Source organism: Streptomyces sp. 5-10, from assembly GCF_014712245.1.
GTDB lineage: Bacteria > Actinomycetota > Actinomycetes > Streptomycetales > Streptomycetaceae > Streptomyces > Streptomyces violaceusniger.
In genome coordinates, this window is the sequence record NZ_JACVYG010000028.1 from 78,703 (window position 1) to 96,760 (window position 18,058).

An 18,058-nucleotide genomic window follows, 5' to 3' on the forward strand; every position below is an offset into this window, starting at 1 on the left:
GGAGCGGCACCCACCCGCGCGTTTCCGGAGCCCGCGCCACTCGTTTCCCGGGCCCCGCGCCACGACGGGGACGCCCCGCGCCACGGACGGGGACGCGCCGCTGGGGCCCGCGCTACTGGGAGCCGCGCCAGTCCCCGCCCTCGACGATCAGCCCGGCCACCAGCGCGCCCGACATCCCCGCGTGGGCAAGCCCGCCACCCGGGTGGGCCCAGCCGCCCGCCAGATACAGGCCCGGTATCCGGGTGACGTTGGCGGGCCGCAGAAACGCGCCGTCCGCCCCGGCGAGCACCGGGCCCGGAACGCCGCCGCCCCGGGCGCCCGTCTCCGCCGCGGTGTCGGCGGGGGTGCGGACCTCATGCCACAGCAGCCGGTCCCGCAGATCCGGTATCGCGGCCTCGGCGGCCGTGATCAGCCGCTGGGCGTCCCGCTCCGCCGCCGCGGTGTCCGTCCAGTCCACCGGGCCGTGCGGGGCGACGACGGCGGTAAGGGTGACGGCCTCGTGCTCCGCGTCCGGGCGCACCGTGGGGTCGTCCGGGCGCAGCACGGTCACCGTGGGGCGGGGGCAGGGCTCGCGGAGCCCCTGGCCGTCGCCGAAGACGGCGGCCAACTCCGCGTCCCGGTCCGGGGCGTGGACCACGGTGCGGTGCGCGGTGTCCTCGGGGCGGGCGCCGCGCAGGGCCAGAAGGACGGTCAGCCGCCCCGGTGTGCCGCCGCCCGCTCCGGGCTCCGGCCGCACGTCCCCCTCCCGCCAGGGCCGCTGCCCGCCGAGCAGCGGGGGCAGCAGGGCGGGGTCGATGCCGGAGACCACGGCGTCGGCCTCCGCGACGGTGCCGTCGGCCAGCTCCACACCCGCCGCGCGGCCGTCCTTCTCCACGATGCCGGTGACCTCGGCCTCGAAGTGGAACTCCACCTTCCGCTGACGGCAGCGCTCATGGAGGGCATCGGCGAGCGCCCGCATCCCCCCGCGCACATACCAGGTGCCGAACGTCTGCTCGACATAGGGCAGCACGGTGGCCGCGGCGGGGGCGGAGCGCGGGTCCAGGCCGTGCGCCAGCGCATGGCTCTCCAGGAGGGCCACGGCGCGCGGATCCCTCAGCTCACGGCGGGCCACCTCGGCGAGCGTGGGCGGCCCGGCGGCGCCGCCCCGGCGGAACAGGCCGCCGAACCGTCCGCGCCGCACGGGCGCGGCCGGATAGGGGTCGCGGCCCAGGACCCGCCAGTCGGCGCGCAGCGGCTCCTCCAGGAGCGGTCTTCGGGTGGCGTCCCACACCTCGCGCGCCCGGTTGACCAGATCGCTCCAGCGCTCGCCCGCGCCCGCGCCGAAGGCGCCGTCCAGCGCCTGGAGCACCCCGGCCCGCGAGGCGTTGGGCAGCCGGACGTCCGTGCCGTCGGCGAAGAGGTGCCGGCTCGCCGGGTCGACCTGGACGAGCTCCACGCTCTGTTCCAGGGTCTGCTTGCCTGTCTTCACGAACAGATCCCGGTGGACGGCGGGCAGATGCAGCAGCCCCGGGCCCGTGTCGAAGCGGAAGCCGTCCCGCTCGAAGCGGCCGACCCCGCCGCCATGGGTGCGCCCGCGCTCGTACACCACCACCCGGTGGCCCGCCACGGCCAGCCGGGCGGCCGCCGCCATGGCGCCCATCCCGGAGCCGATCACCACAATCCGTGCCATGACCGTGACTTTATCCGCCCCCACCGACAGCCGGGTCACCGTGCCTGGGGACGAACGCGCAGGGCTGAGTACGCGTACTCAGCCGGGGAGATGAGTAGCCGCGCGGATGGGCCGCCATCTGCGCGGACGAGAGAGTGGAGCACACGGAAGGGCCGCGCGTCGCACCGCCGGCACGGGGCGGCGGAAGGCGCGGGCCCGGACGAAAGGTGGGAGTCACCGGGAGTCTCCGGACCAGGAGCCTCCAACGGGGGAAGTACGGGGGAGTTACGGGGGGAGGCGCTGTTCCGGTCAGGTCGAGGAAGGTCGATCTGCCGGAACAGCGCCTTCTGCTTTCCTCCAGGGCTGTTTCGCCCGCTTGGCCATCCGGAGGCCATGGCTCCTATCCGGAGGCTACGGCTCCTATCCGGAGGCCACGGTCCCGCCGACGCGGCCCTGAAGCAGCCGTGACAGCGCCGCGTGCACATCCTCCAGCGACCGCTCCGGCTGATAGGACTGCCAGTCCAGCGCGGCCACCAGCACCATCCCGAACAACGCCGACGCCGTCAGCGGGATGTCGATGTCCTCGCTGAGCTCATGCGCGGCCACCCCGGCCCGCAGCTCGGTCTCGATCACCGCTATGGCCCGCTGCCGGACCATCATCAACGTGGACTGCCAGGCACGGTTGGTGCGCCACAGCTCGGCCACGTACAGCTGGGTCAGCGACGGATAGCGGGAGATGAAGTCGAGCCCGGCCCGGACCATGGCGTCCAGCGCGTCCACATGGCTGCCGCCGCGCTCGGCGTTCTCGTCGGCGGCGGTCTGGAGCGAGGCGGTCAGCAGCTCGATGCCGTGCCGCAGCAGCTCCTCGAAGAGCACGGTCTTGCTGGCGAAGTTGTAGTAGACCGTGCCCTTGGCCACCCCGGCCCGCTCGGCGATCTCGTCCACGGTGGTGGAGGAGAAGCCCTGTTCCGCGATGAGGGTGACCGCTGCCTCGAAGAGTTTCTGCCGGGTGGCCTGGCGGCGCGTGCTGCTGCTGTCCATGGCGCCGATTCTGCCCGTTGTCGATGTTATCCCGCTCACAGACTCAGCTCCGGGTGCAGCCGGTCCACCGTCCACACCTGCCGGCGCCGCGCCGACCACGCGGTGAGCGCCAGGGCGGCCGCGGTGAATCCGAGGAGCACCCCACAGGCCAGCCACACCGGGCCGAGTCCGCCGCCGGTGATCAGCCGGCGCAGCCCGTCCACCACGTAGCTCATCGGCAGGAAGGGGTGGATGGCGTTGAAGAAGCGCGGACTGGTCTGCACCGGATAGGTGCCGCCCGCCGAGGTCAGCTGGAGCATCAGCAGGGCCAGCACCAGGATCCGGCCGGCCGGTCCGAAGCGGGCGTTCAGCCACTGCACGATCGCCGCGAAACAGGCCGTCACCAGCATCAGGAAGCCGAGTGTGCCCGCGGCCCGCACCATCTCGAGCCCGATCGCCCAGTGCAACACCGCCATCAGGGCCAGCGTCTGCAGCACACCGATCGCGGCGACCGGCAGCCAGCCCGCGAACGCGATCCGCCAGGAGGAGGCGCCCGCCGCGAGCGCGCGCCCGTTGAGCGGCTGGATCAGCATGTAGGCCACCATCGCGCCGACCCACAGGGAGAGCGGGATGAAGTACGGGGCGAAGCCCGTGCCGTAGTTGGGCGCCTTGTGCAACGCCTGGTTGACCAGCCGCACCGGATCCGACATCACCTCCGTACGGGCGTCCCGGTCCTGCTTGCCGTAGTGGGGGATCTTGGCGGCGCCGTCGTGCAGACCGCCCGAGAGCTTCCCGGAGCCGTCCACGAGCCGGTACATCCCGCCGCCCAGGGTGTCCGCGCCGCCGCGTGCCTTACCGACGCCACTGTCGAGGTCGGAGGCGCCGGTCTTGGCGGTGCTCAGCCCGGTGTGCAGGGTTCCGGCGCCCTTGGCGACCTTCTGCGCCCCGGAGTTGAGGGTGTTGATCTTCTGTACGGCGGAGTCGAGGTCGGTGTCCAGGTGCGGGGCGTTGTGCGCGAGCCAGAGCGCCTGGTCGTGCAGATCGTCCAGATGGCCGCCGAGGGTGTCGAGTTGGCCGGTGTGGTCCTGGACCAGCTTGTTGACGTCCTCGGCCACATCGGCCGCGGTGTCGGCCGCCGCCACCGACTTCTTCAGCGCGGGGCAGTCCGGGTCGGTGGGCACCGCGCCCTCGCAGCGGGTCCGGTAGTCGGCGGCGAGGTCGTCGGAGGCCTTACGGGCCTTGGTGGCCGCAGTGGAGGTCGTCTCGGGCAGGGTGTCGAGGTTGTCGGACGCCTTCTGGGAGGCGTCGGCGACCAGTTGGGAGATGTCCCCGATCTCCTTGCCGTGCTCCTTGAGGAACGGGCGGACCTTGGCCGCCACGTCGTTGACCTTGTCGGACAGGGACTGGGTGCCGTCGGCGACCCCGCCCGCGCCGGTCTCGAGCGTCCCGGAGCCCTTGTAGAGCGTGCCGAGCCCGGACTTCAGATCGCGGCTGCCCTCCTTGGCCTTGGCCAGCCCCTTCGCGAGGTCGTCCGCGCCCTTCTTGGCCCTGCCGATGCCCTGACCGAGCTTGTCGGCGCTCTTGGCGGCCTTCTCCGTCTCGCCGTGGATGTCGGCGAAGGAGATGAAGATGTTGTCGTAGAAGCCGCGGGACGCCTTGGTGGAGGCCGCGGCGCGCACCTCGGAGAAGACCGAGCGGGAGATCTGGCCGACGATGTAGTTGTTGGCGTCGTTGGTGCGCACCTTGAGGGCACCGGTTTCCGGGGACTCGCCGGAGCTGGAGGCGATCTGCCGGCTGAAGTCCGGGGGAACGGTCAGCGAGAGGTAGTACGTGCCGTCGGCGACGCCCTTACGGGCCTCGGCGGCGCTCGTGGGGTGCCAGTCGAAGGTCTCGCTGTCGAGCAGCTTGTCGGTGATGTCGTCGCCAGCGGCGAGGTGTTTGCCCTTCACGGTGGCGCCGGTGTCCGAGTTGACGAGGGCGACCGGGATCTTGTTCAGCTTGCCGTACGGATCCCAGAAGGACCACAGGTACAGCGCGCCGTAGAGCAGCGGCAGCAGGAGCAGGGCGGCGAGCGCCGCGCGCGGCAGCCTGCCCCTCCCGAACCGCTTCAGCTCAAGCGCGGCGAGTTTCGGCGAGCGCATCCGCCGACCCCTCCTCGTTCTCGTCGGGTTCGTGTCCGTCGGCGGCGGGCGCGTCGGCCTTCTGGGCCCGGCGGGCCTCCTCGCCGTTCTCGGCGGCGGCGGTGCACGCGGTGCGGACCACGACCGCGTCGGCCGGGGCCTGGCTGCACACCGCGAGGACCGTGGTGCCGCCCTCCGCGATCTCCCGCAGCAGCGCCCAGGCCCGCTCGCGGTCGGCGTCCGAGAGCTTCAGATCGGCGTCGTCGACGGCCAGCAGCCGCGGCCGGGCGATGAGCGCGAGCGCGATCGACAGCCGCAGCGCCTCCAGCCGCTCCAGGTCCCGTACGGCCGTACGCGGCCCCTTGGGCAGCGTGTCGAGGTCCAGCCCGGCGGCCGTAAGGGCGGCGTCGATCGCGGCCCGGGACGCGGCGGCCCGCTCCCGGCGCGGGCGCAGCAGCCCGCGCGGGGAGTCGGCGAACCGGCGCCGCAGCAGGGCCCGCTCGCGCAGGTGCTCGGCGACCGTGAGCACCGGGTCGAGCTCGGCGACGCCCGGCACATGCGCGAGCGCGCTGATCCGGCGTATACGCGCCATCTGTTGGGGCACTCGGAAGCCACCGACACCGCCGTGTCCCTCGGTGGGGCGCATCCGGCCGGTGAGCGTGAGCAGCAGGGAGGTGCGGCCGGAGCCTGACGGGCCCTCGACGGCGATCAGCGCACCCGGGTCGGCGGCGATGTCGGCACCGCGGAACGCCCAGCCGTGCGACCCCCTGACGCCGAGCCCCTCGGCCGTCACCGCCGCCCCGGTCTCCGCTTCTGGGGTGCCCCCCACACAGATCACTTCCTTGATTTTTGAACTGACTGGTCAGTGCAAAAACCAGTATGAGGCATGGCGGGGCAGGGCGTGACACCGGGGGTGTTCGCGCTGGTCAGGGCCGATTGTCAGTGGTGTGCCCCACGATGGCCCCATACGGCGGTCGCTTTACCACACGAGTGGCCGCCACGCGACGACAGGAGGTTCGTCATGGCCAGTACCGCCGCAGCGCGCCGGCACCGTGCCGCCGCCCCTGCCCCCTCGTTGACCGGCCCCGCGAGCGATGTCCACCCCGTGCTGCGCCGCGCGTCCGCCCCGCCCGCCGCCGCGGCCCTGCTCACCCAGGCCCATGAGGGCCTGGAGGAGGCCGCCGCGCTCGAGGCCCCCAACGAGCGCTTTGCGACCGCGCATCTGGCCGCACTGCGCACGGCCGCCGCCGTGCTCGCCGTGCGCGGCCGCCCCGAGTCCACCGCGCGCCGCCGCGCCCGGATCCGCAGCGCCTGGGAGGTGCTGCCCGAGGTCGCTCCCGAACTGGCCGAGTGGAGCGCCTTGTTCGCCTCCGGCGCCGAGCGCCGGGCCCGCGCCGAGGCGGGGATACAGGGCGCCGCGAGCCCGCGGGACGCGGACGATCTGCTGCGCGCCACCGCGATGTTCCTGCGCCTGGTGGAGCGCATGCTGATGCTGCAGCCGGCCCTGCCCCACCAGAGGCCGGACGACGAGCCGGGCTCGACGGGGGCCTGAGAGGCGGCCTGGTATCCGCGTCGGGGGCGGCCTGGTATCCGCGTGGGGCGGTCGGGTGTCCGCGTCGGGGGCGGCCCGGTATCCGCGTGGGCCGGTCGGGTATCCGCATCGGCAGCGGCCCGGTGCCCGCGTGGGAGTGGGTCCGGTGTCCGCGTGGGGGCCGGTATCCGCGTGGCGCCGGTCCGCCGGCCGCCTCGGCGCGGCCCGCCCCACGGAGGCAATAGGCTGGGAGCGCCGACGTTCAGCAAGCCGTCGTCACCGCCTCCGGGCGGTGGCGGCACCGCGCCGAGGAGCCACCCGCCGTGTCAGACCCGCAGCGCCCCCGTGCGTCCCTCCGTACCGCCGTGGTCTGGGAGGTCCTGAAAGACGCCCTGGAACGGCGGGCCAAGGCCACGGGCCGGGAGCCCGCCGGGGGCGAGGCCGTGCACGGCGCGCTGGACGTCCTGGACACCGGCGGCGGCAGCGGCAATTTCGCCGTCCCCGTGGCCCGCCTCGGCCACCGCGTCACCGTGGTCGACCCGAGCCCGAACGCGCTGTTCGCGCTGGAGCGGCGGGCCGCCGAGGCCGGGGTCGCCGACCGGGTGCGCGGGGTGCAGGGCGATGCCCACGGGCTGTTCGACGTGGCGGAGCGGGGCGGTTACGACGTGGTGCTCTGCCATGGCGTGCTGGAGTACGTGGACGACCCCGCCGAGGGGCTGCGGAACGCGGCGGCGGCCCTGCGCCCCGCCGGGACCCTCAGCGTGCTCGCCGCGGGCCTGGGCGGCGCCGTGCTGGCCCGCGCCCTGGCCGGTCACTTCACCGAGGCCCGGCAAGCGCTTACTGATCCCGAGGGCCGCTGGGGCTCCGGGGACCCGATGCCGCGCCGCTTCACCGAGGACCAGCTGTCCGAGTTGGTGCGCGCGGCCGGTCTGGAGATTGCCGCGGTGCACGGGGTGCGGGTTTTCGCCGATCTTGTTCCCGGGGTGCTCGTGGACACCGAGCCCGGGGCGCTGGACGCCCTGTTGCAGCTGGAGGAGGCCGCCGCCGAGCTGCCCGCCTTCCGCTCCGTCGCCACTCAGCTGCACGTTCTCGCCGAGCGGGACTAGAGCGCTCCTCCCGCCCCCACCCGGCGACGGGCGGCGCAGGTGGAGTCGGCCACAGGAGACCCGATTGGACGCCCGGCGCCGTATGATCGGGGTACACCGTCCGGCATGGCCAATCGGCGGGAGGGGAATGGACGTCTCAGCGTCAACTTTCGCCACGCCCGAAGGGGTGGGCGAATTGGCGTTGAGGGGCGGGTTTCACGGGGGCGATTCCCTGCCTATCCTGAAAGGGTCGCACCCGGTCGCCCCCCGCGACCGACGAGTAGGAGGACTCCGTGCCGCTCTCGGAGCACGAGCAGCGCATGCTCGAGCAAATGGAGCGAGCGCTGTACGCCGAAGATCCCAAGTTCGCGACAGCGCTTGAGGGAAGCGGCCTGCGAACGTACACCCGGCGACGGGTCTACCAGGCGGTCGCGGGTTTTCTGGTGGGCATCGCACTCCTCATGGTCGGGGTGATCGTTCCCCAGATCTGGATCAGCGTGGTGGGCTTCCTGATCATGCTGGGATGCGCGGTGCTCGCGGTGACCGGTTGGCGTAAGGCTCCCAAACCCGGCGAGGCACAGCGTGGCGGCGGGGCGGCTCCCCGCCGTCAGGGCCGTCAGCGCCGCTCGATGATGACACGCATCGAGGAGCGGTGGCAGCGGCGCCGTGATGAGCAGGGTCATTGAGAATTCACGGATGAGCGGTTGAGGGGCGGTCGCCGACTGGCGACCGCCCCTCAACCGTGCGGTGCGCTTCCGCAGCAGCGCGCTTCCGCGCTGTGGCCCTTCGGCCGCGCCGTAGCCCTTCCGCCGTGCCGCAGCTTTCCGCCCGCGGCCGAGCCTGCCGTAGCGCCTTCCGCCCACGGCTGAGCCCCCGCGCACGCCGCGGGGGCTCAGCCGTGGGCGCTCAGGGCCGCCCGGGGATCAGTTCTCCTGCTGGCCGCGCGGGGTCCGCAGCTGGGAGGCCCAGCGGGCCCAGCGGGGCGCTCCCCACCGCTCGACCAGCGCGGACCAGCGCTGTCCGGCCGCCCACATCACCTGGGCCGCGGACCGAGGGGCCAGCAGTGCCCGCAACCGCTCCCGCCGCCCCGCCTTGGCCCGGAATCCGGCCAGCACCAGCCGGACGTCGTCCGCGACGCCCGTGACCGGGCGCGGATGCGGTGCGTACAGCACCTGCTCGACGGCCTCGGCCACCCGCTGCGCCGCCCGGGCCGGCTCGGCGTCGAGCCCGGCGATCCGCACCATGCGGGCCACCGCCCTGCGCGAGGTCAGCGAGTCGTCCGGCAGCACGCCGAAGTCCCAGGCAGAATCGGTGAGTTCACGCCATGCGGCGAGCACCCGGTCGGCGGCGTCCTGCTCGGTGCGCCCGCCCGAGCCGTCCAGTCTGCGGGTCCGTATCCGCCGCCGCCACAGCATGGGCAGCAGGGGCACCACGACCAGCAGCAACGCCAGCGAGCTCCAGCTGGTGACCTTGGTCGCCGACCAGCCCCCGCCCGAGGCGCCGTTGCCCGGCTGCTGGGCCGCGGCGCCGTCACAGGTGCCCAGCTTCTTCATGTCCGGGGAGCAGCTGTCGGACGCGGTCGGCGCCGCCGTCGGCTCGGAGGTCTCGGTGGGCTCGGTCGTCGGCTCGTCGGTCGGGGTGTCCGAAGGCGTCTGCTCCATCGTGTAGTCGGGCTGGGTGCCACGGCTCGGGGTGGGCTCGAAACGGGTCCACCCCACGCCCTCGAAGTACAGCTCCGGCCAGGCGTGCGCGTCCTTCAGACCCACCGACACCGAACCGTCCGCCTGGGCGGTGCCGGGGGTGAACCCGACCGCGACCCGCGCCGGAATGCCCAGCGTCCGGGCCATCGCCGCCATCGAGAAGGAGAAGTGGACGCAGAAGCCCTCCTTCTGCTTCAGGAACCGGACGATGGCGGCCGAGCCGCTGCCGGACTGCACCTGGGTGTCGTAACGGAATCCTCCGTTCACCGCGAACCAGTCCTGGAGCTTGACCGCCTTCTCGTACGCGTTCGTCGCGCCGGCGGTCACCTCCCGGGCCGTACGGGCCACCACGGACGGCAGCGAGTCCGGCACCTCGGTGTACTCGTTCCGCAGCCGCGAGGGGGGCGCCGGGGCGGCCGCCAGCTGCTCGGCCGTCGGCTCCACCAGCAGGCTGGTGACCCGGTAGCGCGCGCCCCGGGTGGTCTGGCCGCGGTCGCCGACCAGCGTGCGGCCCTCCGGCTCATAGCGCCAGCGGCCGTCGATCTCGACCCTGGACGCGGGGTAGGGGAGGGGCAGCCAGTTCTGCGCGTACCAGTCGGCGGCCGAGATCGAGGTGTCGATCGAGGAGACCCGGACCGCGGGGCCGAGCCCGGCAGGCGAGGGAAGCTGGCTGGGCACATCGGTGACATGCCGCTCGGACGACTTCCAGGAGGTGCCGTCGAACCGGTCCAGCGCCACGATCCGCAGATAGAGGTCCTGGGTGGTCTGCGAGGAGGTGCGATAGCGCAGCACCTCCTTGTTCTCCGGCTGGTTCAGGCTGTCCTGGAGCGACACCAGCGGATTGACCGCCGAGATCGTGCCGCCGCCGCTGCCCGACCCGCCGCTGCCGCCCTGCCGGTCCAGCAGCCCGCCGTCCAGGGACGGCAGCGCCGCGGGCACCGCGAGCGCGATGCCGAGCGCCAGCACGCCGATCCTGCGGCCGGTGCGCACCGGGGCGAGCGCCGGGCTGCCCCCGGCCCCGGCCAGGCCCGACGGCGGCATGCCCGCCGGATGCGGGGCGCCGCCGCTGAAGACCCGGCCCCACTGGGACAGCCGGTCCCGGCCCTCGGCCAGGAGCAGCAGCAGATAGCCGGCCGCCGCCAGCAGGAACCACAGCCAGTCGCTCCCGTCGTCGGACAGGCCGGCCGCAACCGAGTACAGCGCGAGCAGCGGAAGCCCGGCGGGGGCCGCGCTGCGATACGTCACCGCGAGCGCGTCGACCACCAGGCCGATCACCAGCACCCCGCCCACCAGCATCAGCCGGATGCCGTCGGTGAGCGGCGCGGGGATCGCGTACTGCCCCACGTCGTCGGCGCCGTCGCGCAGCAGCAGCGCGAACTCGTGGAGCGCCTGCGGGCTCGGCAGCAGCCCGCCCAGCGCCTGGTCGTGCGCGAAGACCAGGGTGAGCAGCAGCAGCGTCACCACGCCTTGCGCGGCCACGGTAAGCGGGCGGGCCAGCGGCACCCGGCGGACCGCCACGCCCGTGACGCTCTGGACCGTCAGCAACAGGACGGCCTGCAACAGCCAGCTCGCCGGATCCACCAGCGGCAGCAGCGCGCAGGCCGCCGCCACCGTGGCCAGCGCCGCACATATCGCGAGCCGAACGCTTCCACTCATGTCCAGCTCCCTGTCATGCCGCCGACCGCGCGGCTTCCGGCGTCCGCCCGGGTGGCGCCCTGGGCGTCGGCCTGCCGCCACAGCTGCGCCAGCGAGGCCCCAGGACCGACCGGCAGCGCCGTCCAGCCCGCCTCGCGCAGCCGCCGCAGCCGGTCCTCCAGCTCCTGCGTGCCCCCGGACTCCGCCCCGCGCGACCAGGCGGCGCCGTCCAGCACAAAGGCCACCGCGGCCGTGGTGCGGTGCCGCATCCGGGCGGCCATCGCCGCCTGCTCCTCGTCCAGATCGCCCAAGAAGGCCACCAGCAGCCCTTCCCCGCCGCCGCGCAGCACCTCATAGGCGGGCGACAGCCCTCCGCCGTCGGAGTGGTCCACCACGGCGAGGGTGTCCAGCATCAGCCCGGCCGTCTCCGCCGAGTCATGGGTGGAGCCGGTGAAGCCGCCTCCGCCGTCCGGGCCCGGCACCGAGCTTCCGGTGTCGGTCAGCAGCCGGACCGCATAGCCCCGCTCCAGCAGGTGGACCGCGGCCGAGGCCGCCCCGGAGACCGCCCATTCGAAGGCCGAGTCCGGCCCCGAGCCGTAGTGGGCGGTGCGCCGGGTGTCCAGCAGCACCGTGCAGTGGGCCCGCTGCGGCTGTTCCTCCCGGCGGACCATGAGCTCCCCGTAGCGCGCGGTGGAGCGCCAGTGCACCCGGCGCAGATCGTCGCCTATGCGGTAGCCGCGCGGGATGACATCGTCCTCACCGGCCAGCGCCAGCGAGCGGTGCCGCCCGTCCCCGTACCCCGCGGCCTCGCCGGTCAGGCGCACCGGGGGCAGCGGCTCGACCCGGGGCACCACCGTGAGCGTGTCGTAGGCGCTGAAGGCGCGGGTGAGCTCGCACATCCCGAACGGATCGCTCAGCCGCAGCTGGAGCGGGCCCAGCGGATAGCGGCCGCGCAGATCCGAGCGGACCCGGTAGGACACCTCGCGGCGGCCGCCCGGCTCCACCCGGTCCAGTACGAACCTCGGGCGCGGCCCCAGCACATAGGGCACCCGGTCCTGGAGCATCAGCAGCCCGGTGGGCAGCCGCGAGACATTGTCCATCCGCAGGTGCACCCGGGCCTCGGAGCCCGCGGGCACCCGCGCGGGCGCGAGCCGCCGGCTGCCCGCCACCCGGTACCGGGTGCGGTAGACCACGGCCACGCAGACCAGCGGCAGCGCGGCCAGCAGCAGCCCGACCCGCAGCAGATCAGCCTGGCCCAGGACATAGCTGCACACCGCGGCGGCCACCCCGGCGGCCAGGAAGGAACGGCCGCGGGTGGTCAGACCGGCGAGGGCGGTCCGCAGCCCGCCCGACTGCCCACCGGCGCCGGGCCCCTCGGGGCCCATGTCCGTTCCCCCTGCGGCCATCACAGCCTCCGCGCGCCCGGCTGCTGCCGGCCGAAGTCGGCCGGGGGCATGGGCGGCATGGGAGGCATCCCGCCCGCGCCGCGCTGGGCGGAGGTGGGCACCGGGGTGCGCTGCACGATGTCCGCGACGACCTGCTCGGAGGTGCGGCGGTTCAGCTGGGCCTGCGCGGTGGGCAGCAGCCGGTGGGCCAGCACCGCGACGGCGAGGGACTGCACATCGTCCGGCAGCGCGAACTCCCGCCCGGCCAGCGCGGCCGACGCCTTGGCGGCCCGCAGCAGATGCAGCGTGGCGCGCGGCGAGGCGCCCAGCCGCAGATCGGGGTGGTTGCGGGTGGCGGCCACCAGGTCCACCGCGTAACGCCGGACGGCCTCGGCGACGTGCACCGAGCGCACCGCCTCGATCAGCTTGACGATCTCGTGGGCGTGCGCGACGGGCTGCATGTCGTCCAGCGGGGAGACCCCGCCGTGGACGTCCAGCATCTGGAGCTCGGCCTGCGGGCTGGGGTAGCCGATGGAGACACGGGCCATGAAGCGGTCGCGCTGCGCCTCGGGCAGCGGGTAGGTGCCCTCCATCTCGACCGGGTTCTGCGTGGCCACCACCATGAAGGGGTTGGGCAGCTCATAGCTCTCCCCGTCGATGGTGACCTGGCGCTCCTCCATCGACTCCAGCAGCGCGGACTGGGTCTTGGGCGAGGCGCGGTTGATCTCGTCGCCGATCACGATCTGGGCGAAGATGGCGCCCGGCTTGAACTCGAACTCCTTGCGCTGCTGGTCGAAGATGCTCACGCCGGTGATGTCGGACGGCAGCAGGTCCGGGGTGAACTGGATCCGCCGCACGGAGCAGTCGATGGACCGGGCGAGCGCCTTGGCCAGCATCGTCTTGCCCACGCCCGGGACGTCCTCGATCAGCAGATGCCCCTCGCCGAGCAGCACGGTCAGCGAAAGCCGTACGACCTCGGGCTTGCCCTCGATCACACCCTCCACCGACCTGCGGATCCGATCCGCTGTGGTGGTCAGATCGCTGAGGCTCGCTCGCTCGTCATAGGTCGTCACCCGGCCCTCCTCGGCCCGTTCTCAGGGCCGTTGCCCTCGGAACGGACCGGCCCACCGCAAACGCTGACATCGGTCCCCCGCGTGGTTGCGGGGGACGATGTCACCTATGCATTCTTGCGGTCTCCGCGGCCTCGCGTCACTCGGCTGTGGATAACCCGGGGTTATTTGTCACGCTTGTACGAGTTCGAGTGCTGAATCCCTTCCGTATCTCCAGCACCTCTCTCACGTCCGAGGCGTGACCTCCCGCAGCAGACCCGTCGTCACGTCGAAGACGAAGCCGCGGACGTCGTCGGTGTGCAGCAGGAACGGCGAGGTGCGCACCCGCTGCATCGACTGGCGGACGTCGGCGTCGAGGTCCTTGAACGCCTCGACCGCCCACGACGGCCGCTGTCCCACCTCCTCCTCCAGCTCGTGCCGGAAGTCCTCGGTGAGGTTCAGCAGACCGCAGCCGGTGTGGTGGATGAGCACGACGCTGCGGGTTCCGAGGGCCCGCTGGCTGATGGTCAGGGAACGGATGATGTCGTCGGTGACCACACCGCCCGCGTTGCGGATGGTGTGGCAGTCGCCCAGCTCCAGGCCGAGCGCCTCGTGCAGGTCCAGACGGGCGTCCATGCACGCGACGATGGCGACGCGCCGGACCGGCCGCGCATCCATCCCCGGGTCGGTGAACTTCTCGGCGTATTTGCGGTTGGCCTCCACGAGGCTGTCGGTGACCGTGTTTCCCGTGCGGGCGTCGCGGTCGGTGGACGGGTTCGGCTGCGGCGCTGATATCGACATGATGACGACGCTACCTTTCACCAGGGGATTTTGTCTTTTCTTTAGGTAGGGCAAACGAGGGCAACGGGGTGGGCCGAAGGGGTGATGTGAGGCAATCCACACCCCCTCGCGCCCCGCCGTCCGGTGCTCCGGGGAGGGGGTACCACCCCCGGGGCGGGACGCGCAGGCCGGTTGGTTGACCGAAGGGACGAGTGGACTAAAGTGGCGCGAAGTGGGAGGCGTGACGCTCCCCTCGGATCCCGGAATTTCGCGTGAGCGCGGTGCGTACGTACCCCTCGGCCTCCTCCCGCTCCGGCCGCCTGACGTCACTTCCCCGGCGCCAGTAGGCCACTTCCCCTTCAGAGCGGGCGGGGACCCGGCGGTGCGTATCATCCTCGCCCGATCCTCAGAAGGGCGCACGAGCAGCGCAATGAGCAGCAACGCTCTCCACGTTCCCGTCATGCTCCAGCGCTGTCTGGACATGCTGGCCCCCGCTCTCGCCCAGCCCGGCGCGGTCGTGGTCGACTGCACCCTGGGTCTCGGCGGCCACAGCGAGGCGCTGCTGCGCGACTTCCCCGAGGCCCGGCTCATCGCCCTCGACCGCGACCCGTCCGCGCTGCGGCTCGCCGGGGAGCGGCTGGCCCCTTACGGCGATCGGGCGACGCTGGTCCACGCGGTCTACGACGAGCTGCCCGAGGTCCTCGACCGGCTCGGCGTCCCGCGCGTCCAGGGGATCCTCTTCGACCTCGGTGTGTCGTCCATGCAGCTGGACGAGGCCGAGCGCGGCTTCGCCTACGCCCAGGACGCCCCGCTGGACATGCGGATGGACCAGACCACCGGAGTCAGCGCGGCGGAGGTGCTCAACACCTATCCGCCGGGCGACCTGGTGCGCATCCTGCGGACGTACGGCGAGGAGAAGTTCGCCAAGAAGATCGTGGACGCGGTGGTGCGCGAGCGCGCCAAGGAGCCGTTCACCACCAGTGCCCGGCTCGTCGAGCTGATCCGCGAGGCGCTGCCGCAGGCGGCCAAGCGCACCGGTGGCAACCCGGCCAAGCGCACCTTCCAGGCGCTGCGGATCGAGGTCAACGGCGAGCTCGCGGTCCTGGAGCGAGCCATCCCGGCGGCCGTAAGGGCGCTCGCGGTCGGCGGCCGGATCGCCGTGCTGTCGTATCACTCGCTGGAGGACCGCCTGGTCAAGCAGGTGCTCGCGGCCGGTGCCAGCCATACGGCGCCCCCGGGGCTGCCGGTCATCCCCGAGCAGTACCAGCCCCGGCTGAAGCTGCTCACCCGCGGCGCGGAGCTGCCCACCGAGGAGGAGATCGCCGAGAACCGCCGGGCCGCCCCGGCCCGGTTCCGGGGGGCGGAGCGGATCCGGGAAGAGGTCGCTCCATGAGTGCGCGGGGGACGGGCCCGAAAGGACGGCCGGCGCCGGGCGCCACCACGGCCAGGCGTACGCCCTTCGTGCTGCTCGTCGTGGTCCTGCTCGGCTCCGGCCTGATCGCGCTGCTGCTGCTGAACTCCTCCCTCAACCAGGGGTCGTTCGAGCTCAGCAGGCTGGAGAAGCAGACCAAGGAGCTCACCGACGAGCGCCAGGCCCTCCAGCAGGACGTGGACAAGCTCTCCGCGCCCGGTGAGCTGGAGCGGCGCGCCCGGGAGCTGGGGATGGTGCCCGGCGGCAACCCCGCCTTCCTCAACCCGGACGGCTCGGTCAGCGGGGTGCCCGCGCCCGCCACGGGGCAGCCCTCGGTGCTCGGCGGCCGTGGCCGGGTGCTGCCGCCCTCGCTCGACACCACGCCGTCCGGGGCGTCGCCCGTCCTGTCCGAGGCGTCGCCCACGCCGTCCGCCCTCGCGCCGCCGACGCCGCCGTCCGCCACGGCCTCGGTGGCCCCGTGGGGGCTGCCCGCCGGCCACTCCGCCTCCGCACCCACCTCTGCCTCCGCGAACTCCACCCCGGCCCCTCAGTAGGTGACACGGTGACGCGATCCCCAGCCTGCGCCCAGCCCACCCCGCCCGCGCGGACGACCGCCCGCGCGCGGTGGACGGCCACCGGCCCGCGGGCGGTCGTCGCGCCGAAGGCGACCACCGAGCCGTGGACGGCCACCGGTCCGAGGGCGGTCGTCGCGTGAGCGCGCCCCAGGACCCCCGCCGCCGCAGGGTGCCCGGCCCGGCCGGTCCCCGCGGCGACCGCCGCCCGCGCCAGGACCCGGCGCGGCGCCCCGGCGACCGTGCCGGAAAATCTTCCGGCCGTCCGGCCCCGCGACCCCGCCCCGGCGCTCCCCAGCAGCTGCGGCTGGGCAGCCCGCGCCCCCGGCTGCGGCTGATCAGCCTCGGCCTCACCCTCGTCATGCTGGTCTTCGTCGTACGGCTGCTCCAGGTGCAGGCCGTCGACGCCAGCGCCTACGCGGCCAAGGCCAACGTCAACCGCTACATCCCGGTGAAGCTGTCCGCCGAGCGCGGCTCCATCACCGACCGCAACGGCGTCGACCTGGCCACCACGGTGGACGCCTACGACATCACCGCGGCTCCTGACCTCCTCACGCCCAAGACATCCAAGACCCGTGACGCGCCCCGCCAGGCCGCGGCCCTGCTGGCGCCGATCCTCGGCAAGGACCAGGCGGACCTGGAGCAGAAGCTCACGGACAACCCCAGGTCGCAGTACGTCGTGCTCGCCCGGCAGCAGTCCCCGCAGGTCTGGAACCAGATCAAGGACCTGAAGAGCGCCCTGGACGACGCGGCGGCCAAGGGCAAGGGCACCAATGTCCTGGCCGGGGTCAACCGCGAGGCGCACAGCAAGCGGGTCTATCCGAACGGGGACCTCGCCGCCGGCATCCTGGGATTCGTGGACGCCGACGGACGCGGCACCGCCGGGCTTGAGCAGCAGCTCGACAAGAAGCTCGCGGGCAAGGACGGCAAGCGCGTCTACGCCCAGTCCGGCGGCCACCAGGTGCCCACCGGCGACGTCAAGGAGCAGCCCGCGGTCCCCGGCAGCGACTACGAGCTGACCATCGACCGGGACATCCAGTGGGCCGCCCAGAGCGCCATCGCCGACCAGGTGCGCAAGTCCGGGGCCGACCGTGGCTACGTCGTCGTCCAGGACACCCGCACCGGACAGCTCCTGGCCCTGGCCAACGCCCCCGGCTTCGACCCCAACGACATCACCACCACGGACGCCGACGCCCTGGGCAACGCCGCGGTCTCCGACGCCTACGAGCCCGGCAGCGTCAGCAAGCTGATGTCCATGGCCGCCGTCCTCCAGGAGGGCGTGGCGCGCTGGGACACCCATGTGGTGGTCCCCAACCGGCTGCCGCGCGCGGACCGGGCCTTCGCCGACGACATCGACCATCCGACCTGGTACCTCACGCTCAACGGCGTGCTCGCCAAGTCCAGCAACATCGGCACGATCCTCGCCACCGAGCAGCTGGGCAAGACCAAGCGGCAGCGGAACCAGATCCTCTACTCCTACCTGCGCAAGTTCGGGATCGGCCGGCCCACCGGGCTCGGCTTCCCCGGCGAGACCCCGGGCATCCTGGCCAAGCCGCAGGACTGGAGCGCCTCGCAGCAGTACACCATCCCCTTCGGCCAGGGGCTGTCGCTCAACTCCGTCCAGGCGGCCTCGGTGTACTCCACCATCGCCAACGGGGGCGAGCGCATCGCGCCCACCCTCGTCCGCGGCGCCCGGGGGCCCGGCGGCGACTTCACCGCCGCGCCCGCCCCCAAGAAGACCCGTGTCGTCAGTAAGGAGACCGCGAAGACGCTCGCCGAGATGCTCGAGTCGGTCGTCGACGACCAGCAGGGCACCGGCACCAAGGCGAAGATCCCGGGCTATCTTGTCGCGGGCAAGACCGGCACCTCCAACCGGGTGGACCCCAAGACCGGCCGCTACCGCGGCTACACCGCGTCCTTCGCCGGCTTCGCCCCGGCCGACAAACCTCGGCTGACCGTCTACTGTGCCGTTCAGAACCCGACCAAGGGCAGCTATTTCGGCGGTCAGGTCTGCGGACCGGTCTACAAGAAGGTCATGGAGTTCGGCCTCAAGGCCTTGCGGGTCCCGCCGTCCGGGAAGCAGCCCAAACGGCTCCCGGTGAGCTACAACCCGGGCCAGTGA

General features: G+C 73.1%; 15 protein-coding genes. 7 read left to right on the plus strand and 8 right to left on the minus strand.

The features are described 5' to 3' along the window. Positions 1-112: 112 nt before the first annotated feature. The 4 genes from IEJ02_RS27635 to IEJ02_RS27650 form a co-directional block, all read right to left on the minus strand. A complete protein-coding gene (locus IEJ02_RS27635) occupies positions 113-1,669 on the minus strand; it encodes a phytoene desaturase family protein (RefSeq protein WP_191067322.1) in 1,557 nt (518 codons plus the stop codon). A 399-nt stretch (positions 1,670-2,068) separates the two neighbouring features. Then, on the minus strand, positions 2,069-2,689 hold the full coding sequence (locus IEJ02_RS27640; protein ID WP_137977573.1) for a TetR/AcrR family transcriptional regulator: 621 nt from the start codon (positions 2,687-2,689) through the stop codon (positions 2,069-2,071). Positions 2,690-2,724: 35 nt separating this feature from the next. After that, positions 2,725-4,809 carry a YhgE/Pip family protein gene (locus tag IEJ02_RS27645; RefSeq protein ID WP_191067323.1) on the minus strand — a complete coding sequence of 695 codons (2,085 nt, stop codon included), beginning with the start codon at positions 4,807-4,809 and terminating at the stop codon, positions 2,725-2,727. Further along, on the minus strand, positions 4,781-5,617 hold the full coding sequence (locus IEJ02_RS27650; RefSeq protein WP_191067324.1) for an ATP-binding cassette domain-containing protein: 837 nt from the start codon (positions 5,615-5,617) through the stop codon (positions 4,781-4,783). The genes IEJ02_RS27645 and IEJ02_RS27650 overlap by 29 nt, the downstream gene beginning before the upstream one ends. 192 nt (positions 5,618-5,809) lie before the next feature. Here IEJ02_RS27650 and IEJ02_RS27655 point away from each other — a divergent pair, with 192 nt between their 5' ends. From IEJ02_RS27655 to IEJ02_RS27665, 3 genes are all read left to right on the plus strand, one after another. Continuing rightward, positions 5,810-6,340: an SAV_6107 family HEPN domain-containing protein gene (locus IEJ02_RS27655; RefSeq protein ID WP_191067325.1), complete on the plus strand. Its 531-nt coding sequence runs from the start codon at positions 5,810-5,812 to the stop codon at positions 6,338-6,340. Positions 6,341-6,642: 302 nt separating this feature from the next. After that, the gene (locus IEJ02_RS27660) at positions 6,643-7,425 is read left to right on the plus strand and encodes a methyltransferase (RefSeq protein WP_191067326.1); all 783 of its coding nucleotides are present in this window, start codon (positions 6,643-6,645) and stop codon (positions 7,423-7,425) included. A gap of 272 nt (positions 7,426-7,697) precedes the next feature. Then, positions 7,698-8,090, plus strand: a complete 393-nt coding sequence (locus tag IEJ02_RS27665) for an SCO2097 family morphological protein (protein WP_030831620.1) — start codon at positions 7,698-7,700, stop codon at positions 8,088-8,090. 237 nt (positions 8,091-8,327) lie between these two features. On the opposite strand, the gene IEJ02_RS27670 is transcribed toward IEJ02_RS27665, so the two are convergent. The 4 genes from IEJ02_RS27670 to IEJ02_RS27685 all read right to left on the minus strand — a co-directional run bounded on the left by IEJ02_RS27670 (position 8,328) and on the right by IEJ02_RS27685 (position 13,974). Next, on the minus strand, positions 8,328-10,760 hold the full coding sequence (locus IEJ02_RS27670) for a transglutaminaseTgpA domain-containing protein (RefSeq protein WP_191067327.1): 2,433 nt from the start codon (positions 10,758-10,760) through the stop codon (positions 8,328-8,330). Further along, positions 10,757-12,145 (minus strand): DUF58 domain-containing protein, encoded by a 1,389-nt coding sequence (locus tag IEJ02_RS27675; protein WP_191067328.1) that lies wholly within the window; start codon positions 12,143-12,145, stop codon positions 10,757-10,759. The genes IEJ02_RS27670 and IEJ02_RS27675 overlap by 4 nt, the downstream gene beginning before the upstream one ends. Next, complete coding sequence (locus tag IEJ02_RS27680; RefSeq protein ID WP_191067329.1) at positions 12,145-13,197, minus strand: AAA family ATPase; 1,053 nt, start codon at positions 13,195-13,197, stop codon at positions 12,145-12,147. The genes IEJ02_RS27675 and IEJ02_RS27680 overlap by 1 nt, the downstream gene beginning before the upstream one ends. Before the next feature lie 222 nt (positions 13,198-13,419). Continuing rightward, entirely contained in the window at positions 13,420-13,974 is a 555-nt protein-coding gene (locus tag IEJ02_RS27685; RefSeq protein WP_191067330.1) for a beta-class carbonic anhydrase, read from the minus strand. Positions 13,975-14,383: 409 nt separating this feature from the next. Between IEJ02_RS27685 and rsmH the strand changes: the two genes are divergently transcribed. From rsmH to IEJ02_RS27705, 4 genes are read left to right on the plus strand one after another with little or no spacing between them, the layout of a single operon-like run. Next, a complete protein-coding gene (rsmH, locus tag IEJ02_RS27690) occupies positions 14,384-15,346 on the plus strand; it encodes a 16S rRNA (cytosine(1402)-N(4))-methyltransferase RsmH (protein WP_191067331.1) in 963 nt (320 codons plus the stop codon). Next, positions 15,343-15,918, plus strand: a complete 576-nt coding sequence (gene ftsL / locus IEJ02_RS27695; protein WP_191067332.1) for a cell division protein FtsL — start codon at positions 15,343-15,345, stop codon at positions 15,916-15,918. Before rsmH ends, ftsL begins: the two co-directional genes overlap by 4 nt. A gap of 8 nt (positions 15,919-15,926) precedes the next feature. After that, positions 15,927-16,079: a hypothetical protein gene (locus IEJ02_RS27700; RefSeq protein ID WP_191067333.1), complete on the plus strand. Its 153-nt coding sequence runs from the start codon at positions 15,927-15,929 to the stop codon at positions 16,077-16,079. After that, a complete protein-coding gene (locus tag IEJ02_RS27705) occupies positions 16,076-18,058 on the plus strand; it encodes a peptidoglycan D,D-transpeptidase FtsI family protein (protein WP_191067334.1) in 1,983 nt (660 codons plus the stop codon). Before IEJ02_RS27700 ends, IEJ02_RS27705 begins: the two co-directional genes overlap by 4 nt.